The organism is Paenibacillus sp. Cedars, assembly GCF_003184205.1.
In the GTDB taxonomy this organism is placed as follows: Bacteria; Bacillota; Bacilli; order Paenibacillales; family Paenibacillaceae; genus Paenibacillus_AQ; species Paenibacillus_AQ glucanolyticus.
In genome coordinates, this window is record NZ_CP020866.1 from 2,827,758 (window position 1) to 2,850,606 (window position 22,849).

The 22,849-nt window shown below is 48.7% G+C and carries 24 protein-coding genes; 6 read left to right on the plus strand and 18 right to left on the minus strand.

The window, feature by feature from the left end:
• Positions 1 to 16 precede the first annotated feature (16 nt).
• Together B9D94_RS14615 and B9D94_RS14620 are read right to left on the minus strand one after the other, a co-directional pair.
• A complete protein-coding gene (locus tag B9D94_RS14615) occupies positions 17 to 1,087 on the minus strand; it encodes an acyl-CoA dehydrogenase family protein (RefSeq protein WP_148247347.1) in 1,071 nt (356 codons plus the stop codon).
• 67 nt (positions 1,088 to 1,154) lie between these two features.
• Positions 1,155 to 2,966 (minus strand): DUF3658 domain-containing protein, encoded by a 1,812-nt coding sequence (locus B9D94_RS14620; RefSeq protein ID WP_148247348.1) that lies wholly within the window; start codon positions 2,964 to 2,966, stop codon positions 1,155 to 1,157.
• A 212-nt stretch (positions 2,967 to 3,178) separates the two neighbouring features.
• On the opposite strand from B9D94_RS14620, the gene B9D94_RS14625 reads away from it, so the two are divergent.
• A complete protein-coding gene (locus B9D94_RS14625) occupies positions 3,179 to 4,501 on the plus strand; it encodes a glycosyltransferase family 2 protein (RefSeq protein WP_148247349.1) in 1,323 nt (440 codons plus the stop codon).
• 9 nt (positions 4,502 to 4,510) lie between these two features.
• Here the strand turns inward: B9D94_RS14625 and B9D94_RS14630 are convergent, their stop codons facing one another.
• Entirely contained in the window at positions 4,511 to 4,714 is a 204-nt protein-coding gene (locus B9D94_RS14630) for a hypothetical protein (protein ID WP_006210728.1), read from the minus strand.
• A 24-nt stretch (positions 4,715 to 4,738) separates the two neighbouring features.
• Entirely contained in the window at positions 4,739 to 5,137 is a 399-nt protein-coding gene (locus tag B9D94_RS14635; protein WP_040680719.1) for a hypothetical protein, read from the minus strand.
• A gap of 239 nt (positions 5,138 to 5,376) precedes the next feature.
• On the opposite strand from B9D94_RS14635, the gene B9D94_RS14640 reads away from it, so the two are divergent.
• A complete protein-coding gene (locus B9D94_RS14640; protein ID WP_253806163.1) occupies positions 5,377 to 7,986 on the plus strand; it encodes a glycosyltransferase in 2,610 nt (869 codons plus the stop codon).
• A 121-nt stretch (positions 7,987 to 8,107) separates the two neighbouring features.
• Here B9D94_RS14640 and B9D94_RS14645 read toward each other — a convergent pair whose 3' ends face one another.
• The 14 genes from B9D94_RS14645 to csaA all read right to left on the minus strand — a co-directional run bounded on the left by B9D94_RS14645 (position 8,108) and on the right by csaA (position 18,095).
• A complete protein-coding gene (locus B9D94_RS14645) occupies positions 8,108 to 8,857 on the minus strand; it encodes a glycosyltransferase family 2 protein (RefSeq protein WP_036639260.1) in 750 nt (249 codons plus the stop codon).
• Positions 8,858 to 8,875: 18 nt separating this feature from the next.
• Positions 8,876 to 9,571: a galactosyltransferase-related protein gene (locus B9D94_RS14650; protein WP_006210732.1), complete on the minus strand. Its 696-nt coding sequence runs from the start codon at positions 9,569 to 9,571 to the stop codon at positions 8,876 to 8,878.
• A 29-nt stretch (positions 9,572 to 9,600) separates the two neighbouring features.
• Positions 9,601 to 10,554, minus strand: a complete 954-nt coding sequence (locus B9D94_RS14655; protein WP_148247350.1) for a glycosyltransferase family 4 protein — start codon at positions 10,552 to 10,554, stop codon at positions 9,601 to 9,603.
• Between the two features lie 184 nt (positions 10,555 to 10,738).
• On the minus strand, positions 10,739 to 11,287 hold the full coding sequence (locus B9D94_RS14660) for an NUDIX hydrolase (RefSeq protein WP_063479514.1): 549 nt from the start codon (positions 11,285 to 11,287) through the stop codon (positions 10,739 to 10,741).
• Between the two features lie 24 nt (positions 11,288 to 11,311).
• On the minus strand, positions 11,312 to 11,848 hold the full coding sequence (locus tag B9D94_RS14665; RefSeq protein WP_148247351.1) for a GNAT family N-acetyltransferase: 537 nt from the start codon (positions 11,846 to 11,848) through the stop codon (positions 11,312 to 11,314).
• Between the two features lie 141 nt (positions 11,849 to 11,989).
• Positions 11,990 to 12,892, minus strand: coding sequence for a metal ABC transporter permease (locus tag B9D94_RS14670; RefSeq protein ID WP_063479512.1), 903 nt, complete (start codon positions 12,890 to 12,892; stop codon positions 11,990 to 11,992).
• A complete protein-coding gene (locus B9D94_RS14675) occupies positions 12,889 to 13,827 on the minus strand; it encodes a metal ABC transporter permease (RefSeq protein ID WP_006210737.1) in 939 nt (312 codons plus the stop codon). The genes B9D94_RS14670 and B9D94_RS14675 overlap by 4 nt, the downstream gene beginning before the upstream one ends.
• Before the next feature lie 3 nt (positions 13,828 to 13,830).
• Positions 13,831 to 14,559 (minus strand): metal ABC transporter ATP-binding protein, encoded by a 729-nt coding sequence (locus B9D94_RS14680; protein WP_063479511.1) that lies wholly within the window; start codon positions 14,557 to 14,559, stop codon positions 13,831 to 13,833.
• A 1-nt stretch (position 14,560) separates the two neighbouring features.
• Positions 14,561 to 15,532, minus strand: coding sequence for a metal ABC transporter solute-binding protein, Zn/Mn family (locus B9D94_RS14685; RefSeq protein WP_040680720.1), 972 nt, complete (start codon positions 15,530 to 15,532; stop codon positions 14,561 to 14,563).
• Complete coding sequence (locus tag B9D94_RS30995; RefSeq protein WP_156515066.1) at positions 15,513 to 15,656, minus strand: hypothetical protein; 144 nt, start codon at positions 15,654 to 15,656, stop codon at positions 15,513 to 15,515. The genes B9D94_RS14685 and B9D94_RS30995 overlap by 20 nt, the downstream gene beginning before the upstream one ends.
• Before the next feature lie 477 nt (positions 15,657 to 16,133).
• On the minus strand, positions 16,134 to 16,730 hold the full coding sequence (locus B9D94_RS14690) for an AAA family ATPase (RefSeq protein ID WP_006210742.1): 597 nt from the start codon (positions 16,728 to 16,730) through the stop codon (positions 16,134 to 16,136).
• A gap of 85 nt (positions 16,731 to 16,815) precedes the next feature.
• Positions 16,816 to 17,244 (minus strand): GNAT family N-acetyltransferase, encoded by a 429-nt coding sequence (locus B9D94_RS14695; protein WP_063479510.1) that lies wholly within the window; start codon positions 17,242 to 17,244, stop codon positions 16,816 to 16,818.
• A gap of 7 nt (positions 17,245 to 17,251) precedes the next feature.
• Entirely contained in the window at positions 17,252 to 17,644 is a 393-nt protein-coding gene (locus B9D94_RS14700) for a VOC family protein (RefSeq protein ID WP_006210745.1), read from the minus strand.
• A 121-nt stretch (positions 17,645 to 17,765) separates the two neighbouring features.
• A complete protein-coding gene (gene csaA / locus B9D94_RS14705; protein WP_148247352.1) occupies positions 17,766 to 18,095 on the minus strand; it encodes a chaperone CsaA in 330 nt (109 codons plus the stop codon).
• Positions 18,096 to 18,423: 328 nt separating this feature from the next.
• Here csaA and B9D94_RS14710 point away from each other — a divergent pair, with 328 nt between their 5' ends.
• The 4 genes from B9D94_RS14710 to B9D94_RS14725 are packed head-to-tail and all read left to right on the plus strand — an operon-like array spanning position 18,424 to position 22,692.
• Positions 18,424 to 20,103 (plus strand): spore germination protein, encoded by a 1,680-nt coding sequence (locus B9D94_RS14710; protein WP_051449171.1) that lies wholly within the window; start codon positions 18,424 to 18,426, stop codon positions 20,101 to 20,103.
• Positions 20,103 to 21,203 (plus strand): GerAB/ArcD/ProY family transporter, encoded by a 1,101-nt coding sequence (locus tag B9D94_RS14715; protein ID WP_148247353.1) that lies wholly within the window; start codon positions 20,103 to 20,105, stop codon positions 21,201 to 21,203. Before B9D94_RS14710 ends, B9D94_RS14715 begins: the two co-directional genes overlap by 1 nt.
• Positions 21,200 to 22,510, plus strand: coding sequence for a Ger(x)C family spore germination protein (locus B9D94_RS14720; protein WP_172963949.1), 1,311 nt, complete (start codon positions 21,200 to 21,202; stop codon positions 22,508 to 22,510). The genes B9D94_RS14715 and B9D94_RS14720 overlap by 4 nt, the downstream gene beginning before the upstream one ends.
• On the plus strand, positions 22,507 to 22,692 hold the full coding sequence (locus tag B9D94_RS14725) for a hypothetical protein (RefSeq protein ID WP_006210750.1): 186 nt from the start codon (positions 22,507 to 22,509) through the stop codon (positions 22,690 to 22,692). Before B9D94_RS14720 ends, B9D94_RS14725 begins: the two co-directional genes overlap by 4 nt.
• Positions 22,693 to 22,849: the final 157 nt, after the last annotated feature.

The window sequence follows — 22,849 nt, forward strand, 5'->3', positions numbered from 1 at the left end:
GTTCATGGTTTTTTGTTCATGAGAAGTTTCTTAGCAGCGCATGCGAGCATGCGGTTTGAAGGTCCCTCCAGCAGCGGTTCACTTCCGCATCCTCCATAGCTGCGGACAGTCCCAGCAGTGGAAACAACTGCTGACCACAGGATAAAGCCGTATTTGCCGCTGCTATGCTCTTCGCCGTTACCTCGGCCTCTGTCTCAGCTGACAATCCGCCGACGCGAAGCAGTTCCTCCCATGATTTCTCTACCGTCACATAAAAGACGGACATGGCTTGCTCCAGCGCTGCCTTACATTCCTCCAGCTTGCCGATGATGTAAGATGAGCTTCCCCGCTGGACCGCAAGTGCCTCTGCCGCCTCCAGAAAATGCTCTGCGATCCCGGCCGCAACACCTGCAAAAGAAACTTGTGCAAAAGGAAGGAAGGGATAGCGATAGATGGTTTCTTGCTCATATCCCTTGGTCTCCGTGAGCAAGAATGTCATGTCATCCGGTACGAATGCATCCACCGTCGATATCGTATGGCTTCCAGTTGCTCGCAGACCGAAGGCGTTCCAATCTGCCAGAATGTCAATCTGCTCCGGATTCAGGATGAAGGAACGAATCTCGGATTCGCCAGGTGCTGAAGAGGATACGGCATCATTACGGTTGCGCGCTGGCTCAATGACAGCATTGGCTGTATAGGTGGTCGCATAAGTAGAACCGCTGCAATATCTCCAGCTGCCGTTCACAACATACCCGCCTTCTACCCTTGTTGCAGTCCCGGACGGCATCCCACTGCCGGCAATCACAGCTTCCCGGTATGCGAATACGCGGCGGCTGACTTCCGGATTCATCATGGCTGCAAAGAACCCACCGCCTGCCCCAATCGTAACCAGCCACCCCAAATTCCCATCGATTCTGGCGCTCTCCTGAAAAATTCGTGTTGCCTCGGGAAGCGGAGTCATTCGACCTTCAAGCTCATCAGGCACAAACAAGTGAAAAAGACGATGATCATATAGGATATCTAATACTTCCTGAGTTACTTGTCTTTCCTTGTCCATACTTAGCGCATGCTCTCTAATGGTTCGTAGCTGCTGATTCGTAAATAACATGTCGCCACCACTTTCCGTCATTCTCTGTCTATTCTATTGACACCGCACCCAGGTTGTACGAACTGGCCTACTCTTTATGAGTATCCTGATGCATGTGACTTAACATCTTGCCCAGCGATTCCATGATGGATATCCGTTGTTCTTTATGTTGTTGGTAGGTAATCAACAGTTCATCTAATAGAGCTTGGATACCACCTTCATCCACTTCCGGCTGAGGAGAAGGAGGTTTGCCGAGAGCGGCAGCATCCAACTGGCTCAATTGCTCCATCACGTCTTTCTCCGAAAGATTGATCTCCATCATCTCACGGAGCAGCGACCTCACCTTCACGACCTTGGCCAATCGCTGTTCATGGCTCCATTGCTCCTCAGGTATCGAAGGATCCACAAGAGACACGCTGTAGTTACGCATTGTACTCAGATCACCGGTATGAACTAAAGCTCCTTCCCGAATCAGGTGGCGAACCCTGTACTCAACGAATAAGTCCGGAACGGTCAGTTCGCCATTGCCGATCACATCGCCAATGATACGGGCTGATTTCTTGAAGAACCCGTGTCTGGCTTCAACCCGATATGCGGCTTCTAATATATCACCATCATAATAAGACTCCGATACCGTGTGCAGCTCCTTGCCTTTCAGCACCCGAAGTGTCCCGTCTTCGTTCAACAGCCGACTCCACTCCTCGCGGTAACCAGCCTGCTCTTCTGGCGATAGCCTCACAAGCTCGGATACGTTCAGTACGGTTTGGAGTTTCTTCGGAGTCATCTCATATGTTCCCTTATACCAGGTATTTGGATCTTGTTCATGAAGAATGCTTGTTGCATTGATCACCATGGCATCGGGATGGTCTGGCATCAAGGACAACAGCCTGCGCAGACCTAATTGTTCAGAAGCGGAATCTCCAGCCCATATAAGACAAGGCACCTCCATCAACTGCTGCGGCCATATGTGCCAACTAAACGCCGCTTGCAGCATGCTCTGCTTCCTGTCGTCTGCATATGCAGTGCTGTATCGCTCCTGAATCCATTCATTTCTGCCGGAGAACGAATGGGAGAAATCACGGTCGTTCGGAAGCGGTCCGACCATGAGGTTATCTCCCAGTGTAACTACAATCTCCCCGGGGTTCGATTGCAGCATTAATTTTAACGAGCCGGCGGTAGAGTCATCAAACGAAATATGAACTCTGGTTACATTGCCGCGGTGAATGGGAGATTCAGACAGGTATGCGTTATTCCCGATCGCCCATTCCTTGTCGAACGCTTGCAGGAAAAGTTCGAGACTCTGATGCTTGTTATCTGCAAGAAGTCTCGCTGATTCCGTGTTCATTCGATCCTTCAGCTTCAGTAGTTTCTCGTAGAAATGGTTGATGGCCGTGCTTTCACCCGACCGGTATTCCTCTTGCGTCATCTTCTCTCGAAGAGGAATGAAAGGATCATACATCTTCTGCCCCTTCCAGCCGGAATAAGCAAAAGTACGGGCAATGCCGATGACGCCAAGCGCATCCAGACGATCGGCGTCCTGCACGATTCGGCCTTCCAGGGTCCGCATTGTATTTCCCGTTCCGCCTGAAAATGACATCGTGTTTATGATTTCAAGCACTAATTCCCGGTCAGTGGTCTCAACACCGGCTTGCATCAGCCAATTCTGAACCCGCTCGTAACCCGCTTCCTTGGATTCATTTAACTTCTCGTCCGCCACGTCATGAAGCAGCGCCGACAGCTCACATATGTATACATTGGCACCTTCAAGATTCGCCAGGATACGGGCGATGCGGGTGACGCGCTGGATATGCCACCAATCGTGACCGCTCGAATCCCGTTCAAGAATCGAACGTGCAAACTCCTGGGCGTGCAATATGATCTGACGCTCATTTGACTTCATTAGATTCGTACCCCCCCTCCATCTATAAATCCGGACACTAAGCTCTATTATTCCCCATTTACCAGATGGTCGCAACCCAAGAGAATGTGAGATGCGATTTGTATCCGCCCCTCATGTAGGGGCATACGATAACAAGGAACCTGCATCATATCCATTGCACCTATGTACATATGCAGCCTTAAGGACAAGACGAGGGAAAGGAACGTGAGCGGATGTTGGTATTTATTCTACCGGGAACGCATTCTCAATTAAGCGAGAGCACCCTATCCTCGGTTCAACGCGTTTTTCCGGACGCTCGTCCGATTGTGATTCCAAGTGAAGAACGCGCTGCATGGGTCATGAATGAAGCCTTGTCCGTGGAGATGTTTCCCTGGTTTATGACGCTCTACGCTGGTGATGATGTACAGCCTCATACAAAGATCGAGCTGGACCGATGGCTGCGAACCACCTCTGACCAACTAGCAGGTTTTATTCTGAATCCCGTCCATACATTAGGTCAGCCACAAGTTTCGTCTTCCAGGGCCGCTTCACCTCCCCACATTCCCAGAGGACCCCTGATATGGCGCACGCAGGCTGTAATGAACGGCCATCAAAAGGGTTTTGCAACAAAGGATCAGCTTCCGTTTCAGAAATATGTGTTAATTGATAAACAGCTCCAATTATCCGGCCAATATGAATGGTCTGAAATTGATTGCCAAGCCATATTGTGTCATCATCGCAGGGCCCCTGCCTGGATGAAGGAAGCAGAAGAATGGTTGGCGGTGTCGCCGCTTCTTCTTGCAGCTGCCCATACCCATTCACAGCGGGCGGAGGCGGTTAGCCCCCCGCTTGTCACAATTGCTCTGTGTACTTATAATGACAGCGAGTATCTGACTTGGGCTGTCCGATCCGTGTTGGTACAGAGCTGTAAGGATTGGGAGCTTGTAATCCTCGATGATGGTTCAACGTCTGAAGAGACAGAAGCCTGCCTGCAGCATCTGCCCGAAGATTCCCGCATTACAATAGTAAGACAGCAAAAGAATCGGGGTAAAGCGCATGCATTAAACCGAATATTGCATCTATCCCATGCCCGCTGGCTGCTAGAGCTGGATGCCGATGATTGGCTGGCACCAAATGCGCTTGAAGTCCTTCTGCGAGAAGCCCATAGGGTGCAGCATGCTGACGTTATTTACGGCAATCATGTAGAATGGCTTGAGCGTGCAAACAAACAGCTGGTGTATCAAAGAGTACACACGGCCCCCTCTTCCCTGTCTTGCGATAGTCTGCGAAACGATGCATATGCTATAGCTCCGCGCATGTTTAATGTTTCTTCGCTTAAACAGGTAAAAGGCTGGAACGAAGACATGCTTTTTGAAGGAAGACTCTATGAAGATATCGATCTGCTGTCCAGACTATCCCTTCATCACAAGCTGTACCATGTACCAGAGTCGATATACCACCGCAGACTCCGAAGCTCCAGCACCACTCATCGCCATCCTCTGCACTATTCAGCATGGAGAAACTCTACAAAAGATGTGTTCAATGAATTGGAATAAGCCGATCACTCAAAGAGGCAAAATGCGAACAAATGAAATGCTCTCATTAAGTACTGTGACCACTTGTGATGTAGGGATATAATTTGAGCTTACAACCTCCACTGTAATGAATCCATCCGTTGCGGATCGTAACTGTCCCTGCAGAAATTGATTGGTTTGGATGATCTCTACCGTCCTGCCTATGAAAGTCGCCAGAATTTCCGAAAAATCCATTGTGTTCCCCTCCTCGGACTGTGATCAAGAAATAGATAAGAAGCTGCGCATCGGTATGATGGCAATACTGCCATTCGGCTCTGCGATCTGAACGAAATCCTCACCGATCGCGATCAGCGTTCCGAATACGGAGCCCGCCGTCGTTTCAACCGTCAGCCGAGTATTCAATTTTCCAGTTAACAAAGCGGTGACACTGCTGCTTGGACCTCCTTGCCGTTCGTTCACCTGCTCCTGTAATGCTTGAACCCGGGCAGTTAACCGGCTAAGCTGCAACCGGATCTGTGCCAAATTCCGTATGAGCTTACGATGAAGCATCCGGAGTTTACACCATATCGAATGTGAAGGTCGCCCCTGTTTCTTCTTTCTTCGCCCCGTGATCTCCTTACACTCCCCTTGCTGCCCCCGGCTCCAATATCTCCTCACTAGTGCATCCCCCCTGTATATACTCATTGGTACCGTATGTTACGGTCAGGACAATGGCAACCTGGAATGCCAAAGATAAGAAAATGGCCTACTCCGAGGGACATTAGGGTTCAATCAAGCCATAAGGAGACCCCGAACATTTTGGGTATTTCCGTTCCAAATGGTGATCTACCCATACAGATGATTTAGATGATACATATTTTGTTAAATAGACCTTTGCACCAGAGAGGAGGCTAATCTTGAATAAAATCAAGCAACACCGCCGCCGCAAGTCTTCTTCCAATCGATCGGCCTCACGTCAGTGGAAAGCCCGCCACAGCAGTCTGAAGTTCAACCGAAAGAAGCGGTCGGCTTCCAGGGTGTCCCCCGTTGTCTCGCTGCCAATGACGTATTCGCGGTCTTTGTTGCATACTGAACCTGAGCCTGAAAAGTCTGGGGAAGCCGACTTGCAGACGGCCGAGAAGACCGAACCTATATCCGCGCCTCTATACGATATCATGCGTTTTCCCGTAATTGACTGGCAGTTTCGATGGCAGCGTCCCCAGCAGTTATCGGAGCAGTTTGCGCAGCAAGGACATCGGGTTTTTTATGTAACGACGGAGATGGTTGGTTTAGGTAAAGAGGAAGCATCAAGGGAAGAAATCAGTCGCCAGGTAACGGTTAAAAATATTGATCGGAATGTTTGGCTTGTCACCTTATGTGCCAATCAACCGTTAAATTTGTACCAGGACGAAATGGATCTGTGGGATATCCAGTACCTGAAATGGTCAGTTGAGTATGTCCGGGATAAATTCGGACTGTTTCAATTGGTCTCCATCGTGGATCTTCCGTTCTGGACTCCACTCGTGACGGCAATGGATCAGCATCATATCGTTTACGATTGCATGGATCACCATGCCGGTTTTTCAACCAACGACCAGACCATGCTCCATCAAGAAGAACAGCTACTGCGTGAAGCCGAGCTTGTTGTAACCACCTCACAGCATCTGTACGATTGGGCCGCTCCCTATAATCCGTCCACAGTACTTATTCGCAATGCAGCAGATACTGTTCATTTCTCCAAACCGCCTAATGATAATGAACCTCTGTTCGAGCTTGAAGGGATCGATCAGCCGATCATTGGTTATTATGGCGCCATCTCCGACTGGTTTGATATTCAGCTGATCGAATCGCTGGCTCGACATCGGTCGGATTGGACGTTTGTCCTCATCGGACACACCTTTGGCTGCGACACCTCAGGCATTGAGGGTCTAAGCAACGTATTGCTGCTCGGAGAGAAGCCGTATCATGAACTCCCGGCTTATCTGCATCGATTTCAGGTCGCGTTAATCCCGTTCATAAAAAATGAACTGACGCAAGCTACCAATCCCGTCAAGCTGTACGAATATTTGGCGGCCGGCAAGGCGGTTGTCTCTACGGAGCTACCTGAAGTGAAGACCGTTGCGGGCGACATGATCTCGATTGCCAATACGGCTGCCGAGTATGAGGAGGCAATTGAAGCTGCACTGATTGAAACCGAAGCTGGCGTTATGAAGCAGCGGCAGCAATTTGCGGAGCATAACAATTGGGAGCATCGTTATGAAGCACTGAATACCCATATTGTGCAGAAGCTGTATCCCAAGGTCAGTGTCATCCTGGTGGTTCATAATAACTGCTCCTACACGCAGCAATGCCTCCACCGGCTGATGCAGCCGGGTCATTACCCTAACCTGGAGGTTATTATTGTAGATAATGCCTCAAGGGACCAAACCTCCTCCTATCTTAGAAGCCTGAGCAATCCGCTCATCAAGGTTATAACCTCGCCTACGAATCTTGGCTTCGCCGCCGGAAATACGCTGGGGTGTGAAGCATCTACGGGAGAATTCATCATATTGCTCAATAACGATACCATCGTTCCGGATGGGAGCTGGATCTCCCGTCTGCTCAGACCTTTTCAAGAGGATGCCTCGCTTGCCATGACAGGACCGATGTCCAATCATGTGGGAAATGATCAAGCGCTCGATCATTTCATAGGGGATGCTGTACAAGGCGCCAGTCCGCGTTGGCTTAGCGAGTTCTACGAGCGGTACCGGAGAAGAACCCGTTATACGGATCTCCTAGGATTCTTCTGCGTGGCTATTAAACGGAGTGTCTGGGAACGTGTAGGAACTCTGGATCCCGCATTTGGTCTGGGGATGTTTGAGGATGATGATTATTGCGAGCGCGTAAGAAATGCCGGGTACCGCCTGGCGATTGTCGAGGACGCTTTTGTATACCATCACGGCAGCGCTACGATCAAGAAGCTGAAGAATAGCGTGTACAACTCGCTATGGAACAAGAACAAAGCATATTACGAGCAGAAATGGAACAAGTCGTGGAGATTGCCAAAAGGACCGCATAGCATTTTTCATATGGTGGATCAACCTTCGGAAATAGCGTCCAGGATCCGGCAAACCGGTAAGCACGTTGTGCTGGTGCTCGGACTCACTCTATGGGAGACCAACTCAAGGCGATGGCAGCAGATCGTGAAGGGATTAACCGAAGATGAAGATCTGTTGGTGATTGTGTATACCCACTTATACCATGGCAATCTTATGGTGGGCACTCGGAAGATCGGGCCACAGCTTTATTTTACGAACCGGATTGATCTGTTCTCTGAGGTGTTATTCGATCAGGTCATCTACTGCGGATCCCCAGTTGTTCATGCGCAGATTCACTCCGAACAGTACTGGGCCGATCCCCTAAGCTATCATGAGCAGCAGCTTACATCCTTGCAGACTCGATTACCGAATCTCCGGATACTGGAGCGGATCGCAGTATCTCAAGTCGTAAACGATCTGCGCTGCTCTGTGGATCATGTAACAAAATAAAGATACTCTAAAAAAAAGGCGCCTCCGCTCTGACTGAGTTCCGCTCAGCTCTAGGAGGGGCCTTCTTTCTTCTATTCTTCTATTGTTGTATTCTTTTATCCGAAACACGCTGTTCAGATCCTCAAATCCCCTGCCGACTCAAATGGTTGATGATCACTTCCGGATGCTGGCCTTGATAAGGCTTGGTGACGATTTCATATTCCTCGGGTCTGTAATTCCAATCCGGCTGTCCGTCATTCAGCTGCACATTTACGTCGCCTCTCCGATTGTCATTAAATTTGATTTTGTTGCCCAGTGCATAGTGATAGTGATACACGTTCACATCACAGCGCCCGCGGGGAATGCTCCATATACTCCGCCCTTCCGCAGCTTCCAGCGTACAATGATGCTTCTCGTCGCGATAACGTATGCCCTGATGAGCCCGCCACATTCTGGTGATGTCGTTGGACCAGCGTTCATCCCCGGGACTGTTGACCCGAATCGTCCAAGGATCTCCCCAGAAGTTGACGAAGGGAAACTGATAGACGTCCACATCTGTACGATTCATGAGCTCTGGCAAAACCTCGACAAAACGGTCATCCATGAGCTCGTCGATGTCCAGATTCATGATCCAGTCTCCCTGAGCCTGTTCAATCAGAACATTGCGGACCACGGACTCGTTCCAATCCTCGGTATAGGGCAAGCCCTTTTGTTGAACATGCAGCAACCGGATCGGATACCGATTCTGCAGACTGTCTATTTGTTCTAACGTTCCGTCAGTACTGCCACCATCGGCGATGATGATCTCATCGGCGTATCGGCTTACACTTTCTATATATAAGGGGATAAAAGTGATTTCATTTAATACCGGAACAATGACTGACAGTCTCATCGCTAGGGTACCTCCTTATTAACAAGTTTGTTCGTGAATCAAGTTCAGCATGGCGGACATGTGGCCGCGTGCCTTTTGATACCGCTGGTATAACGCGTAATTTGAATCGTAGTTGGGATTCCCGGAAGGCCCAACGAATGGGTGCCACAAGTGAACCATTTCTCCGTCCAGTCGAACATGTTGGCCAATCAGCGTATCCAGCGCGTACGCAAATGCTTCATCCTCCCCGCCCCAGCCGATAAACCGTTCATCATAACCTCTTACCGTTTCATATGCCTCGCGGCCAAGCACATTAAACCCTCCTACAAAAGAAGATGCCTGTTCTGCTGGCATGTCAATCTTTATAGACAAGGGCCATTCGCTTGCTTGCTGCAGCACAAGCCCGGTAATATCCTCGGATAAACGCAGAATTCGGCTGAAGGGGATTACCCACTGTCTGCTGTTCACGAGCGCGATGGATTCCTTCAATAGATACGGGTCATAAGCGATATCACTGTCTGCAATGACAATAATTTCTTTGGTAGCCTGAGTGTAGGCTCGATTGATGGCTTTGGATCTGCTGAAGGGCTCCTCGGTCCCGGATATTTCGCCTATGCATAACTCGATTTCCGGCATGGACTTCGCATAGTAGCCTAACACCCATTCCAATGCACAATCTCTGGGTCCGTTACCATCCGATTGATACGGAATCAGTACCGATACGCGGTCAAACACATCCTTCCCTCCTTACTCCTAGGCGCTTCCTATTTCTTTAAATTGAATAATACGGATAACCAGAGCGGGATCACTTGATCCATGGTCCAAAATGATTCAATGTGACGTCTGCACTTCTGCCCCATACCAGCCAGCTCGTGCTTCTGTCCGATCCACTGATGGATCGAAGCAATAAAATCTTCCGGGTTGTCGCTATCCAGTATCAACCCATACGCATCCGGATGAGCCGCGGCCTTTATGTTGCCCACATGAGTGCCTAGAACAGGCACTCCACATGCATAGGCCTCCAGCGCGGGTGCTCCGCTCCCCTCATTGGCTGCTGTGATCAGCAGCAGATCCAGCTGTTGATAGAATCTCGGCATCTCTTCATATGCATACGCTCCGGCTGTTTCCACGAACCTGATCCGTTCATCATTCCGGAAGTGCTCTCGGATGTGTTTATATAATGTATTATAATTTTTGGAACGTTTGGCAGGATCCCCGGCCCAGCCAACCACCAAGTGAGCACGGCCCTCGCGGGGCGTATCTAACGGTCGAAATAATCGGTGATCCACAAAATGCCCGATATACTGCACGTCTGCCTGCGGAGCAGTCACTTGCAAAGCGCGGCTCAGCCGCTCATTCATCGCGCCTATGACTCCAACTCGGGGTATGACTAACCTGAGGAATTCCGGATCGGGGATGAGCTCATTATTCGTCCATTCGCGATATGTCTCGTAATTCTGACTGAAGTAATAATAGGAGACTGCGGCAGAGGCATCAATACGAATATGCTTGAATATACAATAGGCAGCGATGCCCAGACACATCGCACATGTTCGGTCATAAGCCTGATTAAGCTCTTCGCTGTTGTGCTGCTCCAAATACCGATCCAGATCCTGAATGGACATCAGGTATAGATCAGGATGATGACGCTGCATGACCTTTGCATGTTTCCCTAATATCCACCAGTCCACATCATAGATCAGCAGATGCCTTCCCATGAATCGCACACTCCTTTTTGCTCATAATAGATTATATTCGTCTTCGAGCCTCCAAGTTTGCTCCTTGGACATAAATGATGAATTGGTCCATATTTGCATGAAAAAAAGCCGCCCCTTGCAGATGATATTCTGCATGGTAACGGCTCTTTAGATGAAATGATGATCAAGCTGGATCAACTATCGACTAGACACTTTGATCCACGATATGCCTGTTCACTTCGTTAACGCTTAGTTGAATAAATCCCTTAAGCAAGCTCTGCAGCACTGCATAGACCAGCTCGGAATCCTGAAGCTCGTTCGCCTGAATCCGCCGCAAGCATTCCTGCACGCTCAGCCGGACCACGTCAATGTTCTCATATCCTTCGAGCTGTTGTTCAGCTTGTCTGATTCCGTCATCCGTATAATAGACATGCGCAATCTCATTGCATCTCCAGGATGCCGGGTACAGCCAGCCCAGATAAACAAGCTTGCCGCAAGTGCAGCCTGTTTCCTCCAGCAGCTCCCGGCGGGCTGCAGATTCCAGATCCTCCCCTTCATCAACGCCACCTCCAGGGAGCTGAATAACATCTTCATCCACGGCAGCGCGATATTGGCGGATCAGCAAAAACTCCTCACCTTGCTTAGCCAGAACAACAACGGATTGATGATGTTCCTTGGTATAATAGATTTTACCTGACGCTTCCTCGTAAATCGATATCCCATGATGACGAATCAACAATTTCGTTTTTCCCATGACGGTAGAATCCCCTTTTCAACCCTATGTATTTCGAGCTTCGAATTCTTCTCTCAGGAGGGAGAACAGATAAGAATCGTGGTATCCGCCTTTAAACCATAAGTGCTGCCGCAGATGCCCTTCCTGCTTCATTCCAATGCTGCGCATCACACCTGCTGACCCGACATTGCCGGGCCGGCACGTAGCAAATATCCGGTTCACGCCCAGCTCTTTGAAGCCGAACTCGGACATGGCTCTTGCAGCTTCCGTAGCATATCCCTGACGCCAGTAATGAGAATTCAAGCAGTATCCAAGCTCCGCATTCGTCTTGGAACGATGAAGACCCACACCGCCGATTAATCGGCCGTTTTCCTTCAGTACGATCGCTAACTCATAGCTGTCCCTGGGGTTCTGCTTCATCATCTGAAAAATCTCTTTCAAATAATTCGATGTATCCTCTTCCGTGTTCGGTCCCCACATCGTGTATTCAGTCACCAACGGATCTGAAGCATATGCGTGGATGCTTGCCCAATCCTCTTCCTGAAAATCCCGGATCAATAGTCTTTTCGACTCCATCTGCATATGGACGCACTCCTTGAAAACGGCTATCATTTCATGCCGCTACAGAAATTTTACTAATTATACCACATGGCTTTGAAGGTTACGTTATAAAAAAAGAAGCCTGGGCATGCTATTCGCCCAAGCTTCTTGCAACACGTAATGTCAGGATATACCATCCAGTTTCTCCTGGCTGCCGTGCGTATTGAATTTATGAAGATAACGGGAAAGCACGCCATGTTTCGGAGAGAACAGGAAGCTGATGAGAAATACGATTCCTGTTGCAAAAGCCATCGATCCTGAGATCGAGGTGTCCAGCCATACCGCGATATAGTAACCCGTGAATGCGGAGATCACGCCGAACGCTCCGCTTAACACCAGCATAATCGAGAGTTTATCCGTCCACAGATAAGCAGCCGCTGCAGGTGTTATCAGCATGGCCACCACCATGATTGCCCCCACGGCATCAAACGCGGCAACGGTTGTGATCGATACCAGCGACATGAATACATAATGCATCAACACCACGGGAATTCCGATGCTGGCAGCCAGAGCCGGGTCAAAGGATGTGATTTTCCATTCCTTGTAGAACGTCAAAATCACAATAACAACGACAAGTAATACGGCACCCAGCATAAAGGTTGCTTTCGGGACCTCACCTAACAACGGAACATGCATCAAATCCCATGGCACAAATGTAATTTCCCCCATGAGGGCATGCTTGGTATCCAGATGGGCATTGCCTACTTGGGTTGCAATCAGGATCACACCAATCGCAAACAGGGTAGTAAATACAACACCGATAGATGCATCCTGCTGGACGCCCCGGGAATTAAACCATTGAACGAGCACTGCGGTAAGCAATCCCGCCACAATTGCACCGATTAACATATGAGGACCACTTAGTTCCCTTGTGATGAGGAAAGCTGTTACGATTCCAAGCAGCACCGTATGGCTGATCGCATCTGCCATCATCGCCATTCTGCGCAGAATGAGGAACACCCCAACGATCCCGCAAGACAAACCGACAAGTGAGGCGGTCAATAATATCCATCCTGTATACGTCATTGATGGCTCCCCCTCTCCGACAGCTGTGGTTTTATAACGGCTTGATTGCTGGATTCGATATGCTCCTTTTTCTGGGAGCGCAGCTGCATCGCCTGGATAAGGAGTCCCTTCTCTGCACCAAATACGAGTGAAATGGTAAATAACACAGAGGAAGCGACTACGATGAATGGCCCTGTTGGCCATCCTTTTCCGAGTGTGCTGATCAACGTGCCGATAAATCCGGAGCCGCCGCCAAATACAGCAGACAGGATGACCATCGTTCTAAACGATTGTGTCCAGTATCTTGCACTGACTGCAGGGATGATCAGCATCGCTGCCATGAGAATGACGCCAACGGCCTGGATGCCGATGACAATCACGAGAACCAGCACCCCCATGTAAAGACTGTTCATCAGTCGGCTGTTCAGCCCCAAACCACGGGCAAAATCGGGATCGAACAGGAACAGTTTCCATTCCTTAAAACCGATCGACACAACCAGGATAACCAATACAGCCAGAATTAGCATCGTAAAGACATCCTTGCGCACCATGGACGCTGCCTGACCAAAAATAAAGTTATCAAGGCCACTTTGATTCCCGCCAGCCGTACGGTTAACAATCGTGAGCAGCATAATGCCTAAACCGAAAAATACGGATAAAATCATGCCCATTGCCGTATCTTCCTTAATGCGGCTGGAGGAACGAATCCACTGGATCATCCATGCCCCGATCAATGCGCTCACGGCTGCTCCGAGAATCATGACCAGCAGGTTCTTGCTCCCCGTCAATGCAAAAGCGATCACGACACCAGGCAGAGCCGCATGCGACAACGCATCACTCATGAGACTTTGACGCTTCCAATAAGCCAGACAGCCGATCATACCTGCTGCCATGCCTAATATCAATGTGCTTAACAGCACCCATTGCGTGTTCGGTGATAGTAGTGAGTTCAGCACAGGTTACGCCTCCTTCATCCAGCGAAGCGTACCGCCATATGCGCGGTATACATGCTCCTTCGTGAATGCTTCTTCCGTCTTGCCGTGCGCGATGACCGTACGGTTCAGGAGCAGAACATGGTCAAAATAATCCTCAACCGTTTGCAGATCGTGATGGACAACCATAACAGTTTTACCTGCCGTTTTGAGATCCTTCAGCGTGGTCATGATGGCTCTCTCGGTTGCTGCATCAACACCTGCAAGCGGCTCATCCATGAAGTATAGATCGGCATCCTGTACAAGCGCCCGGGCGAGAAACACCCGCTGCTGCTGTCCACCGGAGAGCTGGCTGATCTGTCGGCCGGCAAAATCGGCCATGCCCATCTGCTCAAGGGACGCCATTGCTTTCTCTTTATGGCTCTTGTTGGGACGTTTCAGCCATCCCACGCGGCCGTATAAACCCATCATGACAACATCCAGTGCGTCTGTTGGAAAATCCCAATCCACGGACCCGCGCTGCGGCACGTAGCCAACGCGGGTTTTGGTCTTGCTTAAGCTCGAACCGAAGAAGGAAACATCGCCAGATAGCTTCGGGTGAAGCTCCAGCATGACCTTTAACAGTGTCGATTTACCGGCACCATTCGGTCCGACGATACTGGTTAGAGAACCTTGCTCCACTTCAAAGGACACATCGTGAAGCACTTTATTTTTTCTGTAGGATGCATTGAGGCCTTGAACTTGGAGTACAGACATTTTATTCACCACTTCCTGTTAGTGCATGGTAAATCGTTTCGACGTTATGGCGGTACATTCCGATATAAGTTCCTTCCGTTGTTCCTGCTTCACCCATTGCATCGGAGAACAACTCGCCACCAAGCTTTAGATTAAGGCCATTCTTGGCGGCACCTTCGATGACGGCATTGATGGAAGCAGGATTGACACTGCTCTCAACGAATACGGCAGGGACTTTGTGCTGAAGCAAAATATCTATCGTTCCATTGATATCCGAGAGGCCGATTTCATCCTCCGTACTAAGACCCTGCAGGCCCACCACCTCCAGCCCATACATGCGGCCGAAGTATCCAAAGGCATCATGCGCGGTAACCATGATCCGCTGCTCTTCAGGAACCTGACTCAATTTATCCTTGGCTTCTGCTTGTAATTCGTCTAATTGCGCAAAATACTTCTGCTTGTTCTCTTCAAAATACGCCGCATCATCCGGTGACAGAGACTTCAGCTTCTCTACGGCAGAATCCAGGGAGGTTTTCCACAAATCGATATCAAACCACACATGGGGGTCTGTAGCCTGTGTATCATCCTGCAGCAGCTGATCCTTCGGAATGGCGTCAGCAATGGCCAGTACAGGTTTATTCTTGCCGATCTGCTCGAAAATTTCCGTCATATTTCCTTCCAGATGCAGCCCGCTGTAGAATATGACATCCCCGCTGTCCAGTTTCTTGATATCACCTTGAGTTGCGTTATATAAATGCGGATCAACGCCTGGTCCCATCAAGCTGAGTACCTCCACGCGGTCTCCCCCGATAACGGAGATCGGTTCCGCAATCTGTCCAATGGTTGTGACTACACGAATTTTCTTATCGGGCTGCTCGCCTGCCGCACCCTCCTGATCAACTTCCCCCGTTGCGCATGCAGATAATACCAGCAGCAAACTCAGTATGGCAGCCCCTATCAATATCCTGGTTCTTCTAGTCCCCTTGTTCTTCATCTTCTTCTCCTCCACTCCAATAAATGATGAGTTCACTCAATTCATTCAGATAAAATGTATAATCCCCTAAAACTCGTCCTGCCATTTGCCAATTATTTTGCTCTTGTGCAACTTTAATTCCCATGTACAAAAAATAATCCATCTATAGGCTTTTGTCAATGCAAATTTTATACTTTTTTGGTTCTCACCCTTCCTCTTCTTTTAGGAAAAGCTTGTTTTCATTAGTTTAATCGATGATTTACAGCTTGTTTTTTCATATGCGCAAAATATTTAGCTCTATATAAATATTTTAATATGATTGAAATGAAATCAGCTCCGCGACCGCAAAAAGACGACTTCTCATGAAGAGAAATCGTCTTTTTGATAATCCTGATTCAGATCTAGCTTAATATTCCACACCGCGCACTTTAGAATAGATCTTCAAGTGAGAAAATCCGCCGGAATCATTAGGTTTCACATTACGCAATACACCTTCCAATGTGAAACCGCAGTTCTCCGCGACTCTGACACTTCATTCATGTCTGGAAAAGACAACAAGATCGGATTTTTTCCCATTGGTGTTTCCATTCCCATTCAATCCTTCTCCTTGTTTAGCCACAGACTATCCAAAAAAACGGATATGTGCGAGTTTGGTTCTTATTCGGTCGATTGTTTTCTTAGCAGGGCTTCGATGATCGGGTAAAAGATCCACACGCGCCAAAGCGCCAATTGTCTCCACCACTGCATCAATCGTTAAATGGTCGGTATCAATATGATGGCGGAACACTTCACTTGAGAAACCGTCGATGCAGCGATCGATTTGCTGTGCAGCCCATGAGTTTGGACCTTCCCCTCTGCTTCGCAAACGTCGGAGGAGTATTTCCTTGGATGCGCACAGTGTAAAGTGCTGCACTGCAACCCCATCGCGTCTTAAATGACCGACAATTTCATTGAAATAATCAGCATTTGTTATCGTCATCGGTGCAATGATTAATTGATTGGATTCCTGATCCAGATACTTAAACATGGAGTAGTTGAATTCCCTCCACATGGGATAGTGCTGGAAATCACCACGTTTGACATCGGCTGGTAGATTGTCCCGAATGAAGTAACCGGCATTCTCAGGATCATACACATACGAATTCGGAATTCTTCGGTGAAGCTCGTACGCTGCCTGGGTCTTACCGGAACCAAATGCTCCGTTAACCCATATAATCATCGGTGAATCCTCCCTTCTAAGCAGGGTTATGCGCAAGGATTCTGACATCCCTTAGTACCGGAATCATACATCTTTAAGGAGGCAATTACTCTTTTTTAAGAAAATCCGGTCTTCGGCTCAACGTCTTCCCGTGGTCACGGACAAAACCATATTGCTCATAGAGACCATGGGCATCTTGTGTTGACAAGATTCCAAATAAATTGCGGTAAGTTTCATGGGTGGTAATCGTTTCGATTAATTTCTTACCCACACCCAGTCCGCGGCAGGCAGTATCCACAAACACATCACATAACCAATATACCGTGGCACCATCGGTAACGACTCGGGCAAAGCCGATCTGATGATCGTTATAATAAGCCCCAAAGCATGTAGAACCTTCAAGCGACTTCTGGATTTTCTCCTCTGACCGTTCCTTAGCCCAGTAGCTCTGGCGCAGAAAGTGCACAATTGCCTCAACATCCAACAGTGCGGGGTCACTGCTAATCAAGACCTGTTTTATGTCGATGTCCTTCATCGATCCGTTAACTCTTTTTCCCCGAGCCAAAAGCGATAACATAGTTGTCCGGATCTTTAATCGCAAAATCCTTCCATACGCCCCAATCCGCCTCCATTAATACCGGCTCCTGTACCACTTCTGCCCCTTTGGAGGTCAACTCTTCATACAATTCATCAAGTTCATGATGTGTATCCACATATGCATAGGTATCCCATGGCGTCTGTTGATCCTTGCCTGCTTGGTTTGGCGTTACGTCTGTAGCAGAATTCGCCTGAAGCAATTTGAAGCCGAGCGCAAAATCATCCCGCACAGCCCAGACGTCGTTCACGTCACATCCAAGCACCTCTTCGTAAAATAACTTGGAACGGGTAAGGTCTGATACTAAACGAACTTGAACCGAGAATTGAATTTTGCTCATTAGATCATCTCCAGCTATATTTTTCTTCCATAATACAACCGTCCAGTTCGCTTAACAAGAACTTTCCGTAAGTGGGAGCGTCCCGCCCTTCAACCTATCCAGACCGGCAGATGAATGGAACTTATGCAATCGGAGTTCCGTTGGGGAGGTCGAAATCCGGCTTCAGGAGCACAACATCCCCCTGCTCCGGAACTCCGCCGATGACGAGAACCTCAGAATCATAGCCCGCGATCCGCCTAGGTGGGAAATTCACGATTGCTACCACTTGTTGTCCTACGATCGAATTCTCATCATACCGCTTCGTAATCTGCGCACTGGTTCGTTTAATCCCAAGCGGCCCGAAATCGATCTTCATCTTAATAGCCGGAACACGGGCTTTAGGGAAGGGTTCTGCCTCTATAACCGTCCCAATTCGAATGTCCAGTTGGGTGAAATCCTCAATAGTTGCCATAACGATATCTCCTTAGTGAGTAATGAAGCATGTAATGTACACTCCACAACACGAAATTTTTTATGAAACATCTTATCATTGGGGTACGTGGCACTTCAAGGGAGAGATCCGTTAAATAGGTTTTGTCCCTGATAAATCAAACAAGAGACCACCTCAGGCGCTCATTATGATTTATGACTTCATGCTGGAATTCTTACTAAATTATACCTTAAAACCATCCGCGAAGAGCATAGTCATCGCAATCATATCCGCATAATTTTACCTGTATGTACAAAACCTAGGAACAAATAAACGTGAGTCCCTGACTCACCTCACAGGAGATGGAATTATGCAGGGTTGGCATAAAATTAAAAAATACCTCGTAGCTGACCTGTCTCAGACCCAAAATCCAAATGCTCCATTCGCATTGAGACCTTTAAAAAATGATGAAGATGCCGGATTGTTGAATGGACAAGAACCTGCCAGCATGCCACAAATCAAGCCTTTGCTTGGGGATAATGGTCCCCTCGCGATGACGTCGACATTAGAGCAGAATATCAATTGGCTGAAGGGGCATTTCTCATATCCTCAGAACAGCGGATTGGTCTTTCGTCCTTTTGTCATCGAACAAACAGGGGCGGTGGTTCAGGGCATGATTGTCCACTTGGAGAGTCAGGTGGATTCGCAGCATCTCAACCAATTCGTCATTCATCCCTTGATCAATGCCAAGCTGACGGAGGATCAGCCTTTAAGCGTGGATACTTTGAAAACTCATATTGTCACAGACTGTCATTTAACATCAACCTCTTATTTCGGAGAAATCGTCCATGAGATTCTGAACAGTTCCGCCGCTATTATCATCGATGGATTAGATACTGCGATTCTGGCTGATGTCAAAGGCGGTGAGAAAAGAGGTCTTGAAAGTCCAAAAACGGAAAATGTAGTGCGCGGTCCACAGGTAGGCTTCACTGAAGATATGCAAACCAATTTGTCTTTGCTCAGAGGACGTCTTAGCACTTCCGATCTGATCGTTGAATCCGGTGTTGTAGGCACGGTCTCCCAAACAGCCGTTTCTATTGTGTATCTGAAATCTATCACGAATGCCGAACTGGTCAACGAAGTTCGCCGGCGTATAGCCGCAGTTCGGATCGACTACATCGGGGATAGCGGAATGCTAGAACAATTGATTGAGGATAAGCCCTATTCCATATACCCGGGGATGCTTAGTACAGAGCGTCCGGATCATACGGCAGCTCAAATTGCGGATGGCTATGTTGCAATTCTGGTTAACAACTCGCCCTTCGCTCTCATCGTACCGACACAATTCCCGCTGTTCCTGCAAACCGCCGAAGACAGATATCTTCGTTGGCAATACAGTTCCTTCCTGCGAATCATACGGGCGATTGGATTTCTCATGTCCCTTTATTTACCAGCGGTTTACGTGGCGATTGCTAACTTCCATCATGAGATGATACCGACTACTCTCGTTCTTGCCATTGCGGGGACACGCGAATCGATTCCGCTTCCCGTGGCGGCAGAAGCATTTCTTCTGGAATCCATGTTTGAGCTGATCCGGGAAGCAGGCGTCCGCATTCCGAGTGTCATCGGTCCCACAATCGGTATTGTCGGCGCTCTTATCCTGGGACAAGCCGCTGTCCAAGCCAATATTGTAAGTCCGATCATGGTTATCGTGACAGCCGCCACGGCGCTCGCATCCTATACCATTCCTAATTACAATATGCAATTCACAACGCGAATCCTCCGTTTCGTTTATTTGGCATTCGCATCTTTTATGGGATTAATCGGCATCGTCTTGCTCTCCATCATTCTCTGGACAAGCTGGATGTCTGTGAACCGATTCGGCGTACCGAGTCTGGCACCCCTTACTCCTCACCCTAAAAATGAAAATACACTGCTTCGCGGCCCCCTGCAGAAACCGCTCGCGCGGCCCTTCTCTGTGCGCCCGCAACGATCAAAGAAAAAGCCGGATGGACAAGACGGTGCTCCCGAGCAAGGGGGAGAAAACTAATGTACCAGCATCATATCGGAATAAGGGAAGCCGCATCCATTGGGATCATTTTCATCATCACCAAGATATTCCTTCCTTTTCAGAGATCACTGGCGGAAGCAGGAGGTACGGCAGGATGGATGATAGCCATTATCGCCGCCATCTTCTGTCCGTTGACGTGGTGGGCGATCCGCGGTGTTCTCCGGAATGCGAAGCAAGGCTCCACGCTGATCGAAGCTACGGAAGAAATATGGGGCCTCTGGGTGGGGACCTTTTTGAATCTCGCTTACTTTTGCTTTTTCTTTGCGATAACCTTTCTCGTGCTGCGTGAATTTTCGGAGCTTCTATCCTCCGATATTTTACCGCGTACGCCGATGAATATGATTCTGATCTTTCTGATCGTTCCGATCGCCTTTGTAGCGTACTGCGGAATCGAGTCATTGGGCCGAATCTGCTGGCTTACCATTGGTTTGATTATCGGAAGTGTGCTGATTGTGCTGATTGGTGGTCTGCTGACACACGCAGAGCCCAATGCGCTGTCCCCTTTTTGGGGAACGGGGAAATCCAGGATCATCATGAGCGGGATTGCCAAAAGCTCACTGTTCTCGGAGATGCTGGTCTTTGGTTTCCTGCTGCCCCGAATGCGCAAATCCCGGGAATGGGGACGTGCGGTCTGGTGGTGCATCGCAATCTCATCCATCACCCTATTCAGCACCACTATTGTCTATCTTTATGTATTCCCGTATCCAACCGCCATTCGATTAAACGTTCCGATGTTCGAAGTCAGCCGACTGATTATATTCGGCAGGTGGATTCAACGCCTGGAGAGTCTGTTTCTGATTGCCTGGCTGATTAGCGCAGCCCTTAAACTGGCCATAGGATTATATTGCACCGCGGCCACCATGTCTCAGATTCTGCGATTACCCAGGGTCCAAACCCTCATCTTTCCACTTACACTGCTTGTTTATGGATTTGCGCTGCTCCCGAACAATGAAATGACAGCCGTGTCATGGGATGGCGGGTTTTTGCGTACCTATGGATCTATCTTCTCCATAGCTCTACCCATGTTGACCTGGTTCGCCGGAATCATGAGGCACAGAATGAGGAGACGAACTGCATGAAACTTATGAGACGGATCATTCATTGCCTTCTCATCCCTGCGATATGTATTCCCATGCTGACGGGTTGCTGGGATCGGCTGGATCCAGAGAACATGGCCTTTATTATGGCAATTGGAGTGGACACCGGCCCGAAAAATGACTATATCTATACATTTGCCGTCGCCATGCCGAAAGCCAGCAGCGGAGCAACTGCTTCAAGCGTAAGTGGATCGGATCAGAGCAGCAATAAGGTCGTCACAATCTTCTCTGAGGAAGGAGCCAATTTGTCTGCTGCCCTGCTGACAAGTCAAAGTTTTGTCGCCAGACGACTAACCTTGATCCACTCCAAAGCCCTTGTCCTAGGGGAAGAGCTTGCGCGTCAAGGCATCCTTCCTGTTGTTGGCGAGGTTGTTCGGAATACGGAGTTTAGGCGGAACGTTAATATCCTGACAACGAAGGGTCGTGCCCAGGAATATATGCATTACATTAAACCCAAGATGGAAAATGACATTAATCTATGGTTCGAACTGGAATTAGACCCTCACAATATAGGGGCAATTACACCCAAGCAGGCACGATTTCATGATTTTATATTGGACATGGAACAGCCGGGTAACGGCGCAACGTCCATTTTAACGGCTGCGCGGCCTGATATCGACAAGGGCAGTGAGAACTTGCATGATGGTGAATCTGCCAACAATTCAAATACAAGCCAGCCACTGGTTAGTGAGCATAAAGCGGGAGATTTACCAAGAGCTGGAGAAGTTCCTATCGATTTTTTTGGCACCGCAGTGTACAAGGGGCAGAAATTACGGGGATTCCTTAACGGTATGGAGACCAAAACACTGAATATGCTGCGCGGCCAGTTCGAGAAAACCGTATGGGAATTTCGCGACCCTTCCGATCCGAAGCTGAACATCAGTATCAACATGGGCACACTCACCAATAAAGTCATGCATGCACAACGTTTCGATGATCATATTCAGATCACCTTCAATATAACGATGGAAGGTGATCTGTTAGGTTCGGTTTCCGATGTTGATTATACCCAGTCGGAAAATACGAAGAAGCTGGAAACATCCATCGAGGAGCAATTAAAGGAAAGAGCTTCTAAACTGCTAAATAAAATGCTGTATAAATGGGAAGTCGATTGCTTCCACATCGGGAATCAGATTCGCGGCAGCTTTCCCACTCTTCAGGATTGGTACGCCTACAAATGGAGAGATCACATCCACACGGCCAAATACGACCTTAATATCCAATTCAAGATGAGAACGTTCGGAGACCAAGTCGGTCCCGTCATTGAAGGAGACCAGATGACAGAATGATGCTTCAGATTGCCAAGCTTACTTTGGTCGGAATCTTTTCCTTGTGGGCAGCCTTCTATGTTGGAAGTCTGACCCCTCAGCTATGGCGTCAAAAAAATTACCGCGGAGCCATCGGTGCTGCGGTTCTTGCGGGTATGACCATGGTCGTGCCAGTCCTGTTTACGCTGCTGAATGAATACTAGTCCATCCCTGCAATCAAGCGGAGCAGAGATTTATCTCCGCTTCTTAAAGTGGGAGACCTCCCTCGTCAGGCTTCATTTGCTGCTTAATTCTTCCTGTTTATGTTATCATTACTACCGAGGATGCTTTAAAGCGCAGCTGTATGCAGTTCCTCGTAAA